This window comes from Streptomyces sp. Q2, from assembly GCF_056820935.1.
Genome location: NZ_JBXEJE010000036.1, coordinates 74,178 through 89,393, shown reverse-complemented (window position 1 = coordinate 89,393; position 15,216 = coordinate 74,178). Strand labels below are relative to the sequence as shown.

Sequence of the window (15,216 nt, the reverse complement as noted above, 5' to 3'; positions counted from 1 at the left end):
GGAGAGCGCATGACGGAGCAGGACCTCGATCTCACCGGGCTGAGCGCTGTACAACTCCTCGACGGTTACCGCAAGGGCGAGTTCAGCCCCGTCGAGGTGACCGGCGCGACCCTGGCACGGGCCGAGCGGATCCAGCCGGAGGTGAACGCGTTCGTACAGCTCACCGCGGACGAGGCCCTCGCGCAGGCGCGGGCGTCGGCCGAGCGGTGGCGGCGCGGTGAGCCGGCCGGACTGCTGGACGGTGTCCCGGTCACGGTGAAGGACATTCTGCTGCTGCGCGGGGCGCCGACCCTGAAGGGCTCAAAAACCATCTCGGAGCAGGGTCCTTGGGACGAGGACGCGCCGTCCGTCGCCCGCCTGCGCGAGCACGGCGCGGTCTTCCTCGGCAAGACCACGACCCCGGAGTTCGGCTGGAAGGGCGTGACGGACTCGCCGCTGAACGGCGTCACCCGCAACCCGCACGACCCCACCCGTACCGCGGGCGGCTCCAGTGGCGGCGCGGCGGCGGCCGTGGCACTGGGCGCCGGGCCGCTGGCCCTGGGCACGGACGGCGGCGGCAGCGTCCGTATCCCGGCGGCCTTCTGCGGGATCTTCGCCCTGAAGCCCACCTACGGACGCGTCCCCCTCTACCCCGCGAGTGCCTTCGGCACCCTCGCCCACGTGGGCCCGATGACCCGTGACGCGGCCGACGCGGCTCTGCTCCTCGACGTCATCGGCACCCCGGACTCCCGCGACTGGTCTGCCCTCGCCCCGCCGCCCACCTCCTTCGCGGCAGGGCTGTCGGGTGGGGTCCGGGGTCTGCGCGTCGCCTACTCCCCCTCCCTCGGCGGCCAGGTCGCCGTCCAGCCGGCGGTCGCGGCAGCGGTCCGGCAGGCGGTGGAACGCCTCGCGGAACTGGGCGCGTACGTCACGGAAGCCGACCCCGACTTCACCGACCCGGTGGACGCCTTCCACACCCTGTGGTTCAGCGGTGCGGCCCGCGTGACCCAGCATCTCGGCCCCCACCAGCGCGCTTTGCTCGACCCCGGCCTCCAGGAGATCTGCGCCCAGGGCGCCCGCCGCACCGCCCTGGACTACCTGGCCGCGGTCGACGTCCGCATGGAACTCGGCCGCCGTATGGGCCACTTCCACGAGTCGTACGACCTTCTGGTCACTCCCACGCTGCCGATCACGGCCTTCGAGGCGGGCACCGAGGTCCCGAAGGGGTCGGGCCACCGCCGCTGGACGGGCTGGACGCCGTTCACGTACCCCTTCAACATGACCCAGCAGCCGGCGGCGTCCGTACCGGTGGGCACGGACGCGGACGGTCTGCCGATCGGCCTCCAACTGGTGGCGGCCCGGCACCGCGACGACCTGGTGCTGCGGGCGGCGCACTCGCTGTACGAGGCGGGTGTCACGCCCTCCGGAAGCTGAGGGTCTCGCCCGCCGCGCCCGTCCGCCACAGGTCGTTGCAGGCGTCTGCCAGTTCCGGCAGGCCTTCGACGATCTGGCCCCAGACGATGCCCGGCACCCAGCCCACGTCACCGTTGAGCAGCAGGTTGTTGCGTTCGTAGAAGAGGGCCAGGTCGACGACCGTCGTACCCGGGCGCACCTCGCGGTCGTAGCCGTAGGACTTGGTGCCCAGTTCCGCTCCGGCGAAGGAGAAATAGCACAGATCGCCGGGGATGGGGGTGACTGTCGGGTTTTCCAAGGGTGGCTCGGATGTCGCGAAGGGGGGGAACAGGGCGTAGATCTCGTTGCGTGCGTATTTGGCGTGGTAGACGTCGCCAACCAGGGGTAGGGCGTCCCAGACGGCCGCGCAGGTGATCGGCGCGCGGTCGTCGAGGAGCTTGGCGGTGCAGGTGATACCCCGCTTGACCAGGGAGACTTCGATGTAGCGATCAGCCATGCGTTCCATGGTCCCTCGCCGGTCAAGAGGGCCTCGTCGAAGATCGGGGCTGAAATCGATCGGCATACCTCGCATGGCATCGGGTAGCCGCGCCGCCATGGCTCCACCACTGGAACATGGCACACACACGTCCGGGACCACACGCCGGTCGCTGCTCGCGGGGGTAGCGGCGCTCGGCGCGCTGGGTGCCGCCGGGTGCTCGCGCGTGGCCACCGCCTCGAGCACCGAGGGCGGTGAACTCCTCGACCGGCTGAAGGCGGCCGGTGTCGTACGGCTGGGAATAGCCGGTGAGATTCCCTTCGGGTACATCGACACGAACGGCGAGATGACCGGCGAGGCGCCCGAGCTCGCGAGGGTGATCTTCAAACGGCTCGGGGTCGACAAGGTGCAGCCCGTGCCGACCGAGTTCGGCTCGCTCATCCCGGGGCTGAACTCGCAGCAGTTCGATGTCGTCGCCGCCGGGATGTACGTCAACCCCGAGCGCTGCGAGCAGGTCATCTTCTCCGACCCCGACTACCAGATGCTCGACTCGTTCATCGTGCGCAAGGGCAATCCGAAGGGGCTGCACGACTACAAGGACGTCGTCGAGAAGAAGGCCAAGTTCGCCACCGGCACCGGGTACGCCGAGATCCAGTACGCCGTCGAGGCGGGGTACAAGGAGAGCGACATCCTGATCGTTCCGGACCAGGTGGCCGGGTTGAACGCCGTGGAGGCGGGGCGGGTCGACGTCTTCGCCGGGACCGCGCTCACCACGCGCGAAGTGGTGAAGAAGTCGGCCAAGACCGAGGCCACCAAGGCCTTCGCGCCGCTCGTCGAGGGCAAACCGCACGTGGACGGGGGCGCCTTCGCCTTCCGGCCCACCGAGACGAACCTGCGGGACGCCTTCAACGTCGAGTTGCGGAAGCTGAAGAAAAGTGGGGAGTTGTTCCGGATCCTCAAGCCCTTCGGGTTCACCGAGGCCGAGATGACCGACCTCACCGCGAAGGAGTTGTGCGGCGGATGACCTCAGGACTCTGGGAACTCGTACTCAAGGGGATATGGACGACCGTCCAGCTCCTCGTCTTCAGCGCGTTGCTCGGCGCGGCCGTGGCCTTCGTCGCCGGCGTCGCGCGCACCCACCGCCTGTGGATCGTCCGCTTCCTCGCGGGCCTCTACACCGAGGTGTTCCGCGGGACCTCCGCGCTGGTCATGATCTTCTGGGTGTTCTTCGTGCTGCCGATCGCCTTCGGCTGGCAGCTGGTCCCGATGTGGGCGGGCACGCTCGCGCTGGGCCTGACCTACGGGGCGTACGGCTCGGAGATCGTGCGCGGCGCGCTGAAGGCCGTCGACCCGGCGCAGCAGGAGGGCGGGATCGCCCTCAGCTTCACGCCGTGGCAGCGGATGCGGCTGATCATGCTGCCGCAGGCGGTGCCGGAGATGATCCCGCCGTTCTCCAACCTGCTGATCGAACTGCTCAAGGGCACCGCGCTGGTGTCGGTGATGGGCATGGGGGACCTGGCGTTCAGCGGCAATCTGGTGCGGCTGGCCCTGCAGGAGAGCGCGGAGATCTACTCGTACCTGCTGGTGATCTACTTCGTGATCGCCTTCCTGCTCACCCGCGTGATGCGAGGGCTGGAGAACAAGCTGAAGGCGGGCGTCGGCAAGGCGCCGCAGCGCGAGGTGTCCGCGCATGAGCTGAAGCGCGCCGAGACGACCGGGGTCGGCGCAGCCGGAGGTGCCTCATGAAGTGGGACTGGGACGCCGTGAGCGGCTTCATGCCGCACTTCTGGGACGGTCTGCTGGTCACCCTGCAGGCGCTGGTCCTGGGATCGTTGATCTCGTTCGCCCTCGGCCTGGTGTGGGCGCTGCTGATGCGCACGCCGTCGCGCTGGGTGCGCTGGCCGGTGGGCGTGGTCACCGAGTTCGTACGCAACACCCCGCTGCTGGTGCAACTGTTCTTCCTCTTCTACGTGCTGCCGGAGTGGGGCGTGACCCTGTCGGCGCTGACCACCGGTGTGATCGGCATCGGGCTGCACTACTCGACGTACACGATGCAGGTCTACCGCGCCGGCATCGAGGCCGTGCCGGCCGGCCAGTGGGAAGCGGCGACGGCGCTGAACCTGCCGGTCACCCGGACCTGGCGGGTGGTGATCCTGCCGCAGGCGATCCGCCGGGTCGTTCCGGCGCTCGGCAACTACGTCATCGCGATGCTCAAGGACACGCCGATGCTGATGGTGATCACCGTCCTGGAGATGCTCGGGCAGGCGCGGCTGTACTCCCAGGAGCACTTCCAGTTCACCGAGCCGCTGACCGTGATCGGCGTGGCCTTCATCCTCGTTTCCTATCTGGCCTCCCTTCTTCTGCGAGCACTGGAGCGACGTCTTGTCCACTGACGCCCCCCTGATGAAAGAGCCCGACGCCAACGCCAACCGGCCGGTGGACGGCAGTGAACTGATCCGCTTCGAGCAGGTCACCAAGCGCTTCGGGACGAACACCGTCCTCGACCGGCTCGACTTCTCCGTAGACTCCGGCAAGCACGTCACCCTGATCGGGCCCTCCGGCTCCGGCAAGACGACGATCCTGCGGCTGCTGATGACGCTGAACAAGCCCGACGAGGGCACGATCACCGTCGACGGGCAGCGGCTGTTCCCCGCTCCGGAGAAGCAGGTCCGCGAGGTCCGCAAGAACATCGGGATGGTGTTCCAGCAGTTCAACCTGTTCCCGAACATGACGGTCCTGCGGAACATCACCGAGGCCCCCGTCACCGTCCTCGGCATGTCCAAGGACGAGGCGGAGGAGCGCGCCCGTGACCTGCTCGACCTGGTGGGCCTGGCCGACAAGCGGGACTTCCGCCCGACCCAGTTGTCGGGCGGCCAGCAGCAGCGGGTGGCGATCGCCCGGGCGCTGGCGATGCGGCCGCAGGTCCTGCTCCTGGACGAGGTGACCTCCGCGCTGGACCCGGAGCTGGTCGCGGGCGTCCTGGACGTGCTGCGGGACATCGCCCGCACCACCGACATCACGATGCTCTGTGTGACGCACGAGATGAACTTCGCCCGGGACATATCCGACCAGGTCCTGATGTTCGACTCCGGCCGGGTCATCGAGTCGGGACCGCCGGAGAAGATCTTCAGCGAGCCGGAGCAGGACCGGACGCGGGAATTTCTCAGCGCGGTTCTGTGACGACCGGAAGGTGAGCGGCGCTCAACACCCGAGGTCCACGGGCCGGAGCTTGTCTCTGGCATATGCCAGAGTGCCAGTGCCCCTGCTGAGAGGGCTGCGCGACCGACGCAATCTCGTCAACAGCCGCTCATCACAAGCCTCTTGCCCGTTATCGTGGAGGGGATTCGCTGTCCGGATTACGGCCCAGTAGTCAGAGCGAGCGCAGGGGGAACACCGTGGCGCTGATGCACGAGCCGACCGCGCCGTACCACTCGGCCCAGGACGCCCTGCGCGTCCTGGAGACCGTGGCGCGACACACCACCGGAGTCACCGACACCCGTCTCGCCCGCCTGACCGGCCTCAACCCGGAGCGACTGACCACGCTCCTGAGGATGCTGCGCCGCGAGGGCTACGTCGAGCAGGTCACCGACGGGGCGTACGTCACCGGCGCGGCCCTCACCCGCCTCGGCTCCGCCGAGGGCCGCGACCAGGCGCTGCGCGAGCGGCTCCAGCGCACCCTGGACCGGCTGCGCGACTCGATCGGCGCCGCCGTCTACATCAGCCGGTACGTGGACGGCGAGGTGACCATCGCCCAGTACGCCGACGGCCCCACGACGCCGTCGGTCAACGAGTGGGTCGACTTCCGCTTCTCCGCCCACGCCACCGCGCTCGGCAAGAGCCTGCTCGGCCAGCTCGACCACAACGGCCGCCGGGACCATCTCTCCCGCCACAAGATGGCCCGCCTCACCTCCCGCACCATCACCAGCGACAGGCTGCTGCTCTCCCGTCTGGAGACCCAGCCGCCCACGGTGCCCCACCTCGACCTGCAGGAGTACGCCGTCGGCACGGTCTGCGCGGCCGTCCCGATCACGGCCGGTTCCTCGGTCGGCTGCCTCGCCCTGTCCCTGCCGGTCGAGCACGCCCACCGGCTCCGCCAGGCCGCGGACAAGCTGAACCGGGGGGCGGCTCCCGTGCTGCTGTCCCTGGCGATCTAGGCCGTCGGAAGGTGGTCGGAAGCACCCTCGGGGACCGGGTAGTATTTTCTGTGTCGTCGGTCGCGAAGAGCGGTCGGCGAGGGTCATGCGCCGCTAGCTCAGTTGGTTAGAGCAGCTGACTCTTAATCAGCGGGTCCGGGGTTCGAGTCCCTGGCGGCGCACAGATGAAGGGCCTCTCGTGGAAACGAGGGGCCCTTCGGCGTCCGCCGGGGTCAGCCCGCGGTACGCCCGCTCCCCGGGAGGCCGCCACCACACCGGATCGGCACTGCACGCTCGGTGACCAGGGTGCGGCACTCGGTGTGCAGGATGTCGCGGGCGAGTTCGGGACCGCGGCGGGTGGGGGTTGCCGCCGGCGACGGCGGCTCGGGCGAGGGCGGCCGCGCTCAGCCACATCGGGTGCTCGGGGGTGTTGTCGAGCAGGACCCCGAGGTGCGGGCGGGGTGGCAGCAGGTCGGCCGGCAGCGCCGCCCTGGCCGCGGCACCGGCCGCCACCTCGTGGCGGGTCAGTGTCCTCCCCACTCTCGGCTTCGCTCGCGCGGGGGGACCTCCATCTCACACCACAGCCCGGGCCGGTGGTCGTCCCACCGTGCCGCGACGAGTTCCGCGACCGTGCTCCGTCGACTGGACTCCATGGCCGCGTGGTGCCGATCAGTCGGCCGCCGCCTGACGGTAGCCGACGTACCGACAGATGCGGAGACCCAGGTCGCGGAAGTCGTCCGTCAGACGAACACCACCAGCGCCACGGCCATGAAGCCGAGGCAGAACAGGGCGATCACGCCGAGGAGCGCCAGCAGGCAGCCGGTGCTTGCCGCCAGCCGCCCTCGGGCCGGCGCCTTGGCCGTGGCCCGCTCCGGGCGGTTCGCCGCGTAGTGCACGAGGACGATGTCGCCCGCGACGGTCGTTCTCGGGCCGCTCGCCTCGTCGAACCGGACGACGCGGCCCTCGTACGTGACGAACTCGTAGACGTGGTGCAGGGTCGTGTGCACGGACGTGCTGCCGCCGCCGCTGGTCGTCGTGTACGCCCGCAGACAGCGAGCCTGGGCCGTCAGGCCGCTGTTCCAGGCGCTGCTGACGTCCTGGGCGCGACGGATCACCGCGAACGCGGCGAAGCCCACGATCCCGAGCATGAGCAACGGCATGACGAGGAAGAGCGCTTCCATGGTGTCCCCCGATGTCCTCGCCGTCCTGTTCGGCGGCGTGTGGGGAACGTACCCGCGGGGGGTGCCGGGGTGTCTCAAGTAACGCTCAGAGTTCCGGCACCCCCGCGGGCGGCGCTCAGAACGTGACGTCCGAGCAGGCGTAGAACGCGTTGGCCGTGTCCGCGATCGTCCACACCGCGACGACGACGTGACGGCCGCTCAGCCCGGACGGCAGGGTGCCGCTGTGGGAGAGCGTGGACGGAGGTCGTTGGCCGCCGTAGGGGACGGTCAGGAACGGGGTCAGGTTGAGGTCGGAGCGGGCCAGGTTGTGGTTCTGGTTCCAGCCCGACCTGGTGACGTAGTACTTGAAGTCGGTCGTGGCGTGCATGGCCGTGAACTGCCAGCGGAACGTGTAGCTCTGGCCGCCCGACACCCTCGTCGCGGGCCAGACGCCGCCCGACGGGGTCTTCGGGCTGTCGAGCTGGGCGAAGGGCGTGTTGCCGCCGGAGCAGATCCGGCCGTCGGCCGGGCCGGAGGCGGGGAAGCCCTTGGGGCCCTCGACGCTCTGCGGTTCCCACTGGATGTTGCCGCAGTTGGTCACGGTGCCGTTCTGGCAGAGCTTCTGACGGCTGATGGGGAGGTCGGTGTAGCCGTGGCCGCTCGCGCCGCCGGACGAGAGCACGAGGGCTCCGGTCGTCGTGAGGCCGAGCGCGGCGGCGTACCACTTGGTCTTTTTGCGCATGCTGCCGCTCCTGGAGAACGTGGGGGAGGTTCAGTGAGCTGTGCAGGTAGGTCTAGACCAAGTCCCAGATTATTGCCGACCCTTGGACATGTCCATACCAATCACTGTCCCGACTCTCCGCGCCCCGCGCAGAACGCCACCGTCAAGTCCTTCACCAGCGCCTTGCGTTCGTAGTCGTCCAGCTCCACCAGCCCCCGCATGGTCAGCCGCGTCACCGTGTCCTCCACCGAGTCGACGACCGAGGTGAGCACGCTCGCCCGGTGCTGGGCATCCAGCGCGGCGATCCGGCGGCGGTGCATCGCGGACGCCACCTCGGGCGCGTACTCCACCCGAACCGGCTGCACCGAGAACACCTCGACCCCGACCGGCGCCGCGTCCGCCGCGACCAGCCGGGTCAGCGCGTCCCCCGCCGTGTCGGCGGGCCCCCGCCCGGAACCGGGCATCTCCACCGGCACCCGGGCGAGCCCCGCCTCCACGCACTCGCGCAGATACGTCTCGTGGTCCTCGACGCCCAGCGTGGCCCGCGCGGTGTCCCGCACCCGCCACACCACCAGGACCACCGCCCGCAGCGCGACTCCGCTCGCGTCGGCCGCCGGCATCGGCTCGCTGCGCCAGTGCCGCAGCCGTACGTCCACCCGGCGGCGCAGCAGCAGCGGGTTGACCCACATCAGGCCGGTGCGCCGGACCGTGCCCCGGTAGCGGCCGAACAGTCCGAGCACCCAGGCCCGCCCGGTCCGCCCACGGGCCAGCCCGCCGAAACCGAACAGCGTGAGGGCGCCCGCACCCGCGTAGGCCGCCCACTGCGCGGGACCGAGACCCGCCCCGGCGTACGACGGCAACTCCAGCGCCTCCACCGCGAGCGGCGGCAGCGTGCCCGCCCACCACGACGCGGCCAGACAGCCGGCCGCCCCGCAGGCACCGGCGAACACGCCCGCCACACCCGGCAGCACCCGCGCGGGCCGTTCCGTCAGCGCGGGGTCGATCTCCGGCGCGGGCCGCGGCTCCAGCGGCACCTGACGCCGGAAGCGAGGCTGCTCCCCCGTCCCCTGCCGTCGCCCCAGGACCGCCGGCTTCAGCGGCACCGACACCGGGTCGTCTTCGTCCCGGAACAACAGGTGGACGGGGATCTCGGTGGTCGACTCGTTCTGGATGAGACGGGCGGGACGGAATGGTCCCTCGGACTCGGGGGTGTGGGAAGTGGTCGTACTCATGCGTGCCTCCAGCCTCCGCGCCAGATACGCCATGAACAGTGCGTGGGTTCGGGTTCGCGAGCAGTGCGTCGTGGGTCCGGGGACGGCGAGCGGTCCCCGGCCTACGAGAAGAGCCGCCGCCAGGTCTCCGGACCCGGGTAGCCGTCCGCCGCGCCGCCCCGCCAGCCCTGGGCACGCTGGAAGGCCTCGACGCCTCGCCGGTCCGCCTCGCCCCAGCGCGGTCCCGGACCGGTCGTGTAGTACGTGCCGAACCCCTTCTTCACCAACCGCTTCCCGAGTTCGGTGACGTACCGGTTGTTCGCCCCCGGCCGGAACATCGCCCGCCCCGGATAGCCGGGCACGCCATGGGAGGAGGGCGCGGCAGGTCCGGCCGCCCCTGCCGTGACGTCCCTGCCCTGCCCCGTCACCAGCAGCGCCCAGGTCCGCGGACCCGGCAGCCCGTCCGCGTCCTCGCCCCGCCAGCCCTGCGCCTCCTGGAAGGCCCGGGTCGCCCTCCGGTCGGCGTCCGTCCAGCGGGGGCCCGGACCGTAGGTGTAGTGGCGCGCGGCGCCGCGCTCGACGAGCATCCGGCCGAGCTCGGTGACGTACTTGTTGTTCGCGCCCGGCCCGAAGTACGCCGATCCGGGAAACGGCGTCCCGGCCGGCGCGCCCGGCTTCCCGCCGCCGGGCTCGGTGTCCGGTGTCGCCCCCGCCGTACCGCCCGCGAGCCCCTTGTAGCGGTAGGCGACGTACCGGTCGGAGTGGCTCCAGTAGGCGTACGGGGTGGACTGGCGGCGGGCGTACGGGCGGGTCGCCTCGTAGGCGATGTAGTAGGTGCGCGTGTAGTCCGTCCAGCCGCCGAAGATCACGACGTGCGATCCCTTCTCGGGATCCGCCGTGTTGTGGAAGAGAAGGATGTCGCCGGGTTGCAGATCGTCCTTGGCGATCCGCACCCCGTACTGGCCGAGACTGCCCGTCCACTCGTTCCCGGGAAGATTCCAGGCCATCGACACGAAGCCCGAGCAGTCCTGGCGGTACCCGTCGTGCCAGTAGCCGCTCATGCTGTAGGGCACCTTCGCGGCGACCCACTGCTTGGCCCGGGTGATGATGTCCGCGCGGGTGGTCGCGGGGGTCTTCACCGGGGCCGCGGGGTTCGCGGGCCGCCCCGCCGGGCCGTGCAGCGGGGCCTTGCCGCCCTGCGGGGTCTCGGGCTCGTCACCTGCGGGAATGCCTGGCCGGGCTGCCTGGGGGGCGGCGACGGCCGGTGCCGCATGGCTGGAGACGAGCGCCGTGGAGGCCGCCGCGGCGAGGATCACCGCCCGGTGGGCGGCGGGATGGCGGCCGGCCGGGGACGACGGGGAATGCGGCAGGACCCGCCGCCAGTGAACGCATCCGGGGCAGTCGCAGTCGCGCGCGGGATCGAATTCCTCGAAGACCGGAGTCGTCATGCGATTCCCTTCACACTCCAGATGGAAATGTCCGCGCCTGTGCACGTTCGCCAGTTTCTCAACTGTCCCCACGACGCGCATGCTGACGGTCCGAATGATGTACGGCGACCCTCTCCCGGGCGGCTCCGGTGGTCCGTGGCACTCTCCGGCATCCGGTAGAGTTGTGCAGGTCAGCGCGCGCCGCTAGCTCAGTTGGTTAGAGCAGCTGACTCTTAATCAGCGGGTCCGGGGTTCGAGTCCCTGGCGGCGCACAGACACGACAGGCCCCCCGCTCAGGCGGGGGGCCTGTCGGCTCTCCGGCCGGGTCCCTCGGCTACTTTGCCGTCCACAATGACTCCACAAGGCCCCCACAGGCGCCACAATGAACGCGTATGACCGGTAAACACCGCGTTTCGCATCTTGCGATCATGATGAACACCGTAGAACCCTGGTTTTCAAGATGCTGCGGATACGCGGCAGTTGGGGGGAAGGAGCCGGTTGCCCGGTTGATCGGGGAGAGGGGCCCCGTTCACGACCGGATGCTGAGGGGGGCATCATGCAACCGGAAGGTCGTGGTTCCGTGTCTTGTAAGTGTGGAGCATGTGGTGACTGCGACCCACCGCTGATACGACTGTGAAGGTCGAGGGGGACCTGAGCAGACGTAAGGAAACGACGAAACACGCGGTGTTCCCGCGTGTGGGGGGAATGACTCATGACGTCGACGCCGACGGGCGCCCGGCAGGACCACGATCCGTCCCAGACCACCCAGCTCAGGGTGCCTTCTCATCGGACCGGTGCGTTCCGCCGGATCAAGAAAACACTGCCCAAATACGACTACGAGCACTACAGCAGACTGGCCGGTCCCCTCACGCAGCCCGATCCGGGCAAGCCGTACAGGGTGCAGTACCGCTCGTTGATCTCGCAGGAGCCGCACCGCATCAGGGTCGCGCTGATGCTCGCCGCCGCGCCGCTGCTCTCGCTGGTCCTGCTGGCCTGGCTGCTCCAGCCCGAGCACTGGACCGAGCGCGACTACCCGGCCTTCTCGTGGCTGCCCGCGCTCGACATCGTCATGCTCGTCTCGATCGGTCTGATCGAGTTCTTCCGGTGCATGAACGTGCTGTCGAACGCGCACGCCACCCTGGTCGCCCGCGACCCGATCCCGGTGGTGCCCGAGACCGGCACCAGAGTGGCCTTCCTCACCTCCTTCGTGCCCGGCAAGGAACCGCTGGAGATGGTGACGAAGACCCTGGAAGCCGCGGTGCGGATCCGGCACCGCGGCCTCATGCATGTCTGGCTCCTCGACGAGGGCGACGACCCGGCGGTCAAGGAGGTGTGTGAACGCCTCGGCGTGCACCACTTCTCCCGCAAGGGCGTCGCCAAGTGGAACCAGGCCAAGGGCCCGCACCGCGCCAAGACCAAGCACGGCAACTACAACGCCTGGCTGGACGCGCACGGGGACAACTACGACTTCTTCGCCTCCGTGGACACCGACCACGTGCCGCTGCCGAACTACCTGGAGCGGATGCTCGGCTTCTTCCGCGACCCGAACATCGGCTTCGTCATCGGCCCGCAGGTCTACGGCAACTACGACAACTTCATCACCAAGGCCGCCGAGTCCCAGCAGTTCCTCTTCCACGCGCTGATCCAGCGGGCCGGCAACCGCTACGGCTCGCCGATGTTCGTGGGCACCTCGAACGCCGTGCGCATCAAGGCCCTCAAGCAGATCGGCGGTCTGTACGACTCGATCACCGAGGACATGGCCACCGGCTTCGAGATCCACCGCCACAAGAACCCGGCGACGGGCAAGAAGTGGCGCTCGGTCTACACCCCGGACGTGCTCGCCGTCGGTGAGGGCCCCAGCGCCTGGACGGACTTCTTCACCCAGCAGATGCGCTGGTCCCGCGGCACCTACGAGACGATCCTCAAGCAGTACTGGAAGGGCTGGTACTCGCTGCCGCCGAGCAAGCTCTTCAACTACACGATGATGATCATCTTCTACCCGATGTCCGCCCTCAACTGGATCCTCGCGGCGCTGAGCTGCGCGCTGTTCCTGGGTCTGGGCGCCTCGGGTGTGGACATCGACCCGACCGTGTGGCTGATGCTCTACGGCAACGCCTCCGCACTCCAGATCGGCCTGTACATCTGGAACCGCCGGCACAACGTCTCCCCGCACGAGCCGGAGGGATCCGGCGGTGTGGCGGGCATGGTCATGTCCGCCCTGTCGGCGCCGCTCTACGCGAAGGCGCTGGTCGACACCGTCCTGCGGCGCAAGAGCAAGTTCGTGGTGACGCCCAAGGGCGACTCGGCGAGCCCGGACAGGTGGTTCGGCACCTTCCGGTACCACTGGTACTTCATCCTGATCTTCGGCGCGTCGATCACCGCCGGCTTCGTCTTCGGGCACTCGCACCCGGCGATGATCATCTGGGCGATGTTCGCCACGTTGATCACCGCGACGCCGATCTTCGCCTGGCGCCACATGCTGCGTCAGGCGAAGAAGAAGCCCGACGTGCCCACGCAGGGGCCGCAGGACCCGGCTTCCGCACCTCAGCCCGCTGCTCCCGTGGAGGCGTACGAGCCGCAGCCGCTGCCCGTGCAGCGCACGCAGGCCCAGCACGCCCCGCAGCACAAGCCGAGCTGGGCCGCCTCGAACGGGACGGGCGACCAGACCATGCAGATCGCCCTTGGTGGACTTGGGGGACGTAAGGAATGAACGACCGTGCAGGCCGCCGCCGCGCCCGTCGACTCGCGATAGGCACGGCGGTGGTGCTCGCGCTGGCCGGGATGAACGGGCCGTGGCTGTATCGCTTCGGGACCGAGAAATACCACCAGTACCAGATCAACAAGCCCGAGTACAAAGCCGAGAACGGCAAATGGGACGTCATCGAGTTCCCCGAGGAGTACCAGCAGAACACCATCCACGCGGCGCTGCTGCGCACCGGCAAGGTGCTGCTCGTCGCGGGGTCGGGCAACAACCAGGACAACTTCGACGACAAGAAGTTCGACACCCGGATCTGGGACCCGGTCAAGGGCACCATCAAGAAGATCCCCACGCCCAAGGACCTGTTCTGCACCGGCCACACCCAGCTCGCCAACGGCAACCTGCTGATCGCCGGCGGCACCAAGCGGTACGAGAAGCTGAAGGGTGACGTCACCAAGGCCGGCGGCCTGATGATCGTCCACAACGAGAACCCGGACAAGCCGATCACCCTGCCCGCGGGCACCACGTTCGTGGGCAAGGAGAACGGCAAGACCTTCGTGTCGAAGGACCCGGTCGTCGTCGAGCGGGCGACGAAGAAGTTCGACAAGGCGACCGGCGAGTTCCTCGGCACCACCCCGGGGCTCGGCCGTATCTACGTCGAGGCGCAGAAGAGCGGCGCCAAGTACGAGACGGGCACGCAGGACAACTACAAGGTGCAGGGGCTGTCCGGCGCCGATGCCAAGAACACGTACGGCATCGCGCAGAAGCTGGCTCTCGACAAGAAGGACTTCCAGGGCATCCGGGACGCCTTCGAGTTCGACCCGATCGCCGAGAAGTACATCAAGGTCGACCCGATGAAGGAGGCCCGCTGGTACCCGACGCTCACCACCCTGAGCGACGGGAAGGTCCTCAGCGTCTCCGGCCTCGACGACATCGGGCAGTTGGTCCCGGGCAAGAACGAGGTCTTCGACCCGAAGACCCGGACGTGGACCTACCTGCCGAAGACCATGCAGTTCCCGACGTACCCGGCGCTGTTCCTCATGCAGAACGGCAAGATCTTCTACTCGGGCGCGAACGCGGGCTACGGGCCGGACGACGTGGGCCGCGAGCCGGGCGTCTGGGACGTGGACACCAACAAGTTCACCAAGCTGCCCGGGCTCGGCGACCCGAACATGCTGGAGACCGCGGGGACCGTGCTGCTGCCGCCGGCGCAGGACGAGAAGTACATGGTGATCGGTGGCGGCGGGGTCGGCGAGTCCAAGCTGTCCAGCAACAAGACACGGCTCATCGATCTGAAGGCGGACAACCCCGAGTTCGTCGACGGGCCGTCGATGGAGAAGGGTACGCGTTATCCGCAGGCCTCGGTGCTGCCCGACGACACGGTTCTCGTGTCGGGCGGTTCGCAGGACTACCGCGGACGCGGTGACTCCAACATCCTGCAGGCGCGCATGTACCACCCGGACACGAAGACGTTCGACGAGGTCGCCGACCCGCTGGTGGGCCGGAACTACCACTCCGGGTCGCTGTTGCTGCCGGACGGGCGGGTGATGTTCTTCGGCTCGGACTCGTTGTACGCGGACAAGGCGAACACCAAGCCCGGCGAGTTCGAGCAGCGGATCGAGATCTACACGCCGCCGTACCTGTACCAGGGTTCGCGGCCGTCGCTCTCGGGCGGTCCGCAGACCATCGAGCGGGGCGAGTCGGGGACGTTCAACTCGCAGCACGCGTCCTCGATCAAGTCGGTGCGGCTGATCCGGCCCAGTGCCGCGACGCACGTGACGGATGTCGACCAGCGGTCGATCGCGCTGGACTTCAAGACGTCGGGCAACAAGGTCACCGTGACCGTCCCGGAGAACAAGAACCTGGTTCAGTCGGGCTGGTACATGGTCTTCGTGAACGACGACCAGGGGACGCCGAGCAAGGCGCAGTGGGTCAAGGTTCCCTAGGCGGTAGGCAGTACGCACTTGGGGGCGCCCTCCGTCACGGAGGGCGCCCCCAG

The 15,216-nt window shown here is 69.1% G+C and carries 13 protein-coding genes, 2 tRNA genes and 1 pseudogene; 10 read left to right on the top strand and 6 right to left on the bottom strand.

Translation table 11 applies throughout. The features are described 5' to 3' along the window. Nucleotides 1-9: 9 nt before the first annotated feature. Nucleotides 10-1,413, top strand: coding sequence for an amidase (locus tag ACWBNA_RS34425; RefSeq protein WP_482708434.1), 1,404 nt, complete (start codon nt 10-12; stop codon nt 1,411-1,413). Here ACWBNA_RS34425 and ACWBNA_RS34420 read toward each other — a convergent pair. Then, complete coding sequence (locus ACWBNA_RS34420; protein ID WP_482708433.1) at nt 1,394-1,888, bottom strand: DUF3830 family protein; 495 nt, start codon at nt 1,886-1,888, stop codon at nt 1,394-1,396. The genes ACWBNA_RS34425 and ACWBNA_RS34420 overlap by 20 nt on opposite strands. A 97-nt stretch (nt 1,889-1,985) precedes the next feature. On the opposite strand from ACWBNA_RS34420, the gene ehuB reads away from it, so the two are divergent. The 6 genes from ehuB to ACWBNA_RS34390 all read left to right on the top strand — a co-directional run bounded on the left by ehuB (nt 1,986) and on the right by ACWBNA_RS34390 (nt 6,182). After that, nucleotides 1,986-2,891, top strand: a complete 906-nt coding sequence (ehuB, locus tag ACWBNA_RS34415; protein ID WP_482708432.1) for an ectoine/hydroxyectoine ABC transporter substrate-binding protein EhuB — start codon at nt 1,986-1,988, stop codon at nt 2,889-2,891. Continuing rightward, nucleotides 2,888-3,613, top strand: coding sequence for an ectoine/hydroxyectoine ABC transporter permease subunit EhuC (ehuC, locus tag ACWBNA_RS34410; RefSeq protein ID WP_482708431.1), 726 nt, complete (start codon nt 2,888-2,890; stop codon nt 3,611-3,613). The genes ehuB and ehuC overlap by 4 nt, the downstream gene beginning before the upstream one ends. Beyond that, nucleotides 3,610-4,260 carry an ectoine/hydroxyectoine ABC transporter permease subunit EhuD gene (gene ehuD, locus ACWBNA_RS34405; protein ID WP_482708430.1) on the top strand — a complete coding sequence of 217 codons (651 nt, stop codon included), beginning with the start codon at nt 3,610-3,612 and terminating at the stop codon, nt 4,258-4,260. Before ehuC ends, ehuD begins: the two co-directional genes overlap by 4 nt. Nucleotides 4,261-4,270: 10 nt before the next feature. After that, nucleotides 4,271-5,047, top strand: coding sequence for an ectoine/hydroxyectoine ABC transporter ATP-binding protein EhuA (ehuA, locus tag ACWBNA_RS34400; protein ID WP_482708451.1), 777 nt, complete (start codon nt 4,271-4,273; stop codon nt 5,045-5,047). 215 nt (nt 5,048-5,262) lie between these two features. Next, a complete protein-coding gene (locus ACWBNA_RS34395; protein WP_482708429.1) occupies nt 5,263-6,021 on the top strand; it encodes an IclR family transcriptional regulator in 759 nt (252 codons plus the stop codon). Nucleotides 6,022-6,108: 87 nt separating this feature from the next. After that, nucleotides 6,109-6,182 (top strand) — tRNA-Lys (locus ACWBNA_RS34390). Between the two features lie 72 nt (nt 6,183-6,254). Here the strand turns inward: ACWBNA_RS34390 and ACWBNA_RS34385 are convergent. The 5 genes and pseudogenes from ACWBNA_RS34385 to ACWBNA_RS34365 form a co-directional block, all read right to left on the bottom strand. After that, nucleotides 6,255-6,653 (bottom strand): annotated as a pseudogene (locus tag ACWBNA_RS34385) (acyl-CoA synthetase); the annotation flags it as partial. Nucleotides 6,654-6,740: 87 nt separating this feature from the next. Beyond that, nucleotides 6,741-7,181: a hypothetical protein gene (locus ACWBNA_RS34380; RefSeq protein WP_482708428.1), complete on the bottom strand. Its 441-nt coding sequence runs from the start codon at nt 7,179-7,181 to the stop codon at nt 6,741-6,743. Nucleotides 7,182-7,296: 115 nt separating this feature from the next. After that, nucleotides 7,297-7,902: a lytic polysaccharide monooxygenase auxiliary activity family 9 protein gene (locus ACWBNA_RS34375; RefSeq protein ID WP_482708427.1), complete on the bottom strand. Its 606-nt coding sequence runs from the start codon at nt 7,900-7,902 to the stop codon at nt 7,297-7,299. A 101-nt stretch (nt 7,903-8,003) separates the two neighbouring features. After that, nucleotides 8,004-9,113 carry an SPFH domain-containing protein gene (locus ACWBNA_RS34370; RefSeq protein WP_482708426.1) on the bottom strand — a complete coding sequence of 370 codons (1,110 nt, stop codon included), beginning with the start codon at nt 9,111-9,113 and terminating at the stop codon, nt 8,004-8,006. 101 nt (nt 9,114-9,214) lie between these two features. Continuing rightward, complete coding sequence (locus ACWBNA_RS34365; RefSeq protein ID WP_482708425.1) at nt 9,215-10,540, bottom strand: peptidoglycan-binding protein; 1,326 nt, start codon at nt 10,538-10,540, stop codon at nt 9,215-9,217. A gap of 177 nt (nt 10,541-10,717) precedes the next feature. Here ACWBNA_RS34365 and ACWBNA_RS34360 point away from each other — a divergent pair. The 3 genes from ACWBNA_RS34360 (at nt 10,718) to glxA (ending at nt 15,163) form a co-directional block, all read left to right on the top strand. Further along, nucleotides 10,718-10,791 (top strand) — tRNA-Lys (locus tag ACWBNA_RS34360). 440 nt (nt 10,792-11,231) lie between these two features. Next, nucleotides 11,232-13,229 (top strand): glycosyltransferase family 2 protein, encoded by a 1,998-nt coding sequence (locus tag ACWBNA_RS34355; protein ID WP_482708424.1) that lies wholly within the window; start codon nt 11,232-11,234, stop codon nt 13,227-13,229. Beyond that, nucleotides 13,226-15,163, top strand: coding sequence for a radical copper oxidase GlxA (gene glxA, locus ACWBNA_RS34350; protein WP_482708423.1), 1,938 nt, complete (start codon nt 13,226-13,228; stop codon nt 15,161-15,163). The genes ACWBNA_RS34355 and glxA overlap by 4 nt, the downstream gene beginning before the upstream one ends. The last annotated feature ends 53 nt before the right edge of the window (nt 15,164-15,216 follow it).

Coding starts and splice junctions, on each gene's coding strand:
- ACWBNA_RS34365 (WP_482708425.1), bottom strand. CDS start 10,540: ATGACGACTCCGGTCTTCGAGGAATTCGATCCCGCGCGCGACTGCGAC.
- ACWBNA_RS34420 (WP_482708433.1), bottom strand. CDS start 1,888: ATGGCTGATCGCTACATCGAAGTCTCCCTGGTCAAGCGGGGTATCACC.
- ACWBNA_RS34355 (WP_482708424.1), top strand. CDS start 11,232: ATGACGTCGACGCCGACGGGCGCCCGGCAGGACCACGATCCGTCCCAG.
- ehuD (WP_482708430.1), top strand. CDS start 3,610: ATGAAGTGGGACTGGGACGCCGTGAGCGGCTTCATGCCGCACTTCTGG.
- glxA (WP_482708423.1), top strand. CDS start 13,226: ATGAACGACCGTGCAGGCCGCCGCCGCGCCCGTCGACTCGCGATAGGC.
- ACWBNA_RS34380 (WP_482708428.1), bottom strand. CDS start 7,181: ATGGAAGCGCTCTTCCTCGTCATGCCGTTGCTCATGCTCGGGATCGTG.
- ehuA (WP_482708451.1), top strand. CDS start 4,271: ATGAAAGAGCCCGACGCCAACGCCAACCGGCCGGTGGACGGCAGTGAA.
- ehuC (WP_482708431.1), top strand. CDS start 2,888: ATGACCTCAGGACTCTGGGAACTCGTACTCAAGGGGATATGGACGACC.
- ehuB (WP_482708432.1), top strand. CDS start 1,986: ATGGCTCCACCACTGGAACATGGCACACACACGTCCGGGACCACACGC.
- ACWBNA_RS34425 (WP_482708434.1), top strand. CDS start 10: ATGACGGAGCAGGACCTCGATCTCACCGGGCTGAGCGCTGTACAACTC.
- ACWBNA_RS34370 (WP_482708426.1), bottom strand. CDS start 9,113: ATGAGTACGACCACTTCCCACACCCCCGAGTCCGAGGGACCATTCCGT.
- ACWBNA_RS34375 (WP_482708427.1), bottom strand. CDS start 7,902: ATGCGCAAAAAGACCAAGTGGTACGCCGCCGCGCTCGGCCTCACGACG.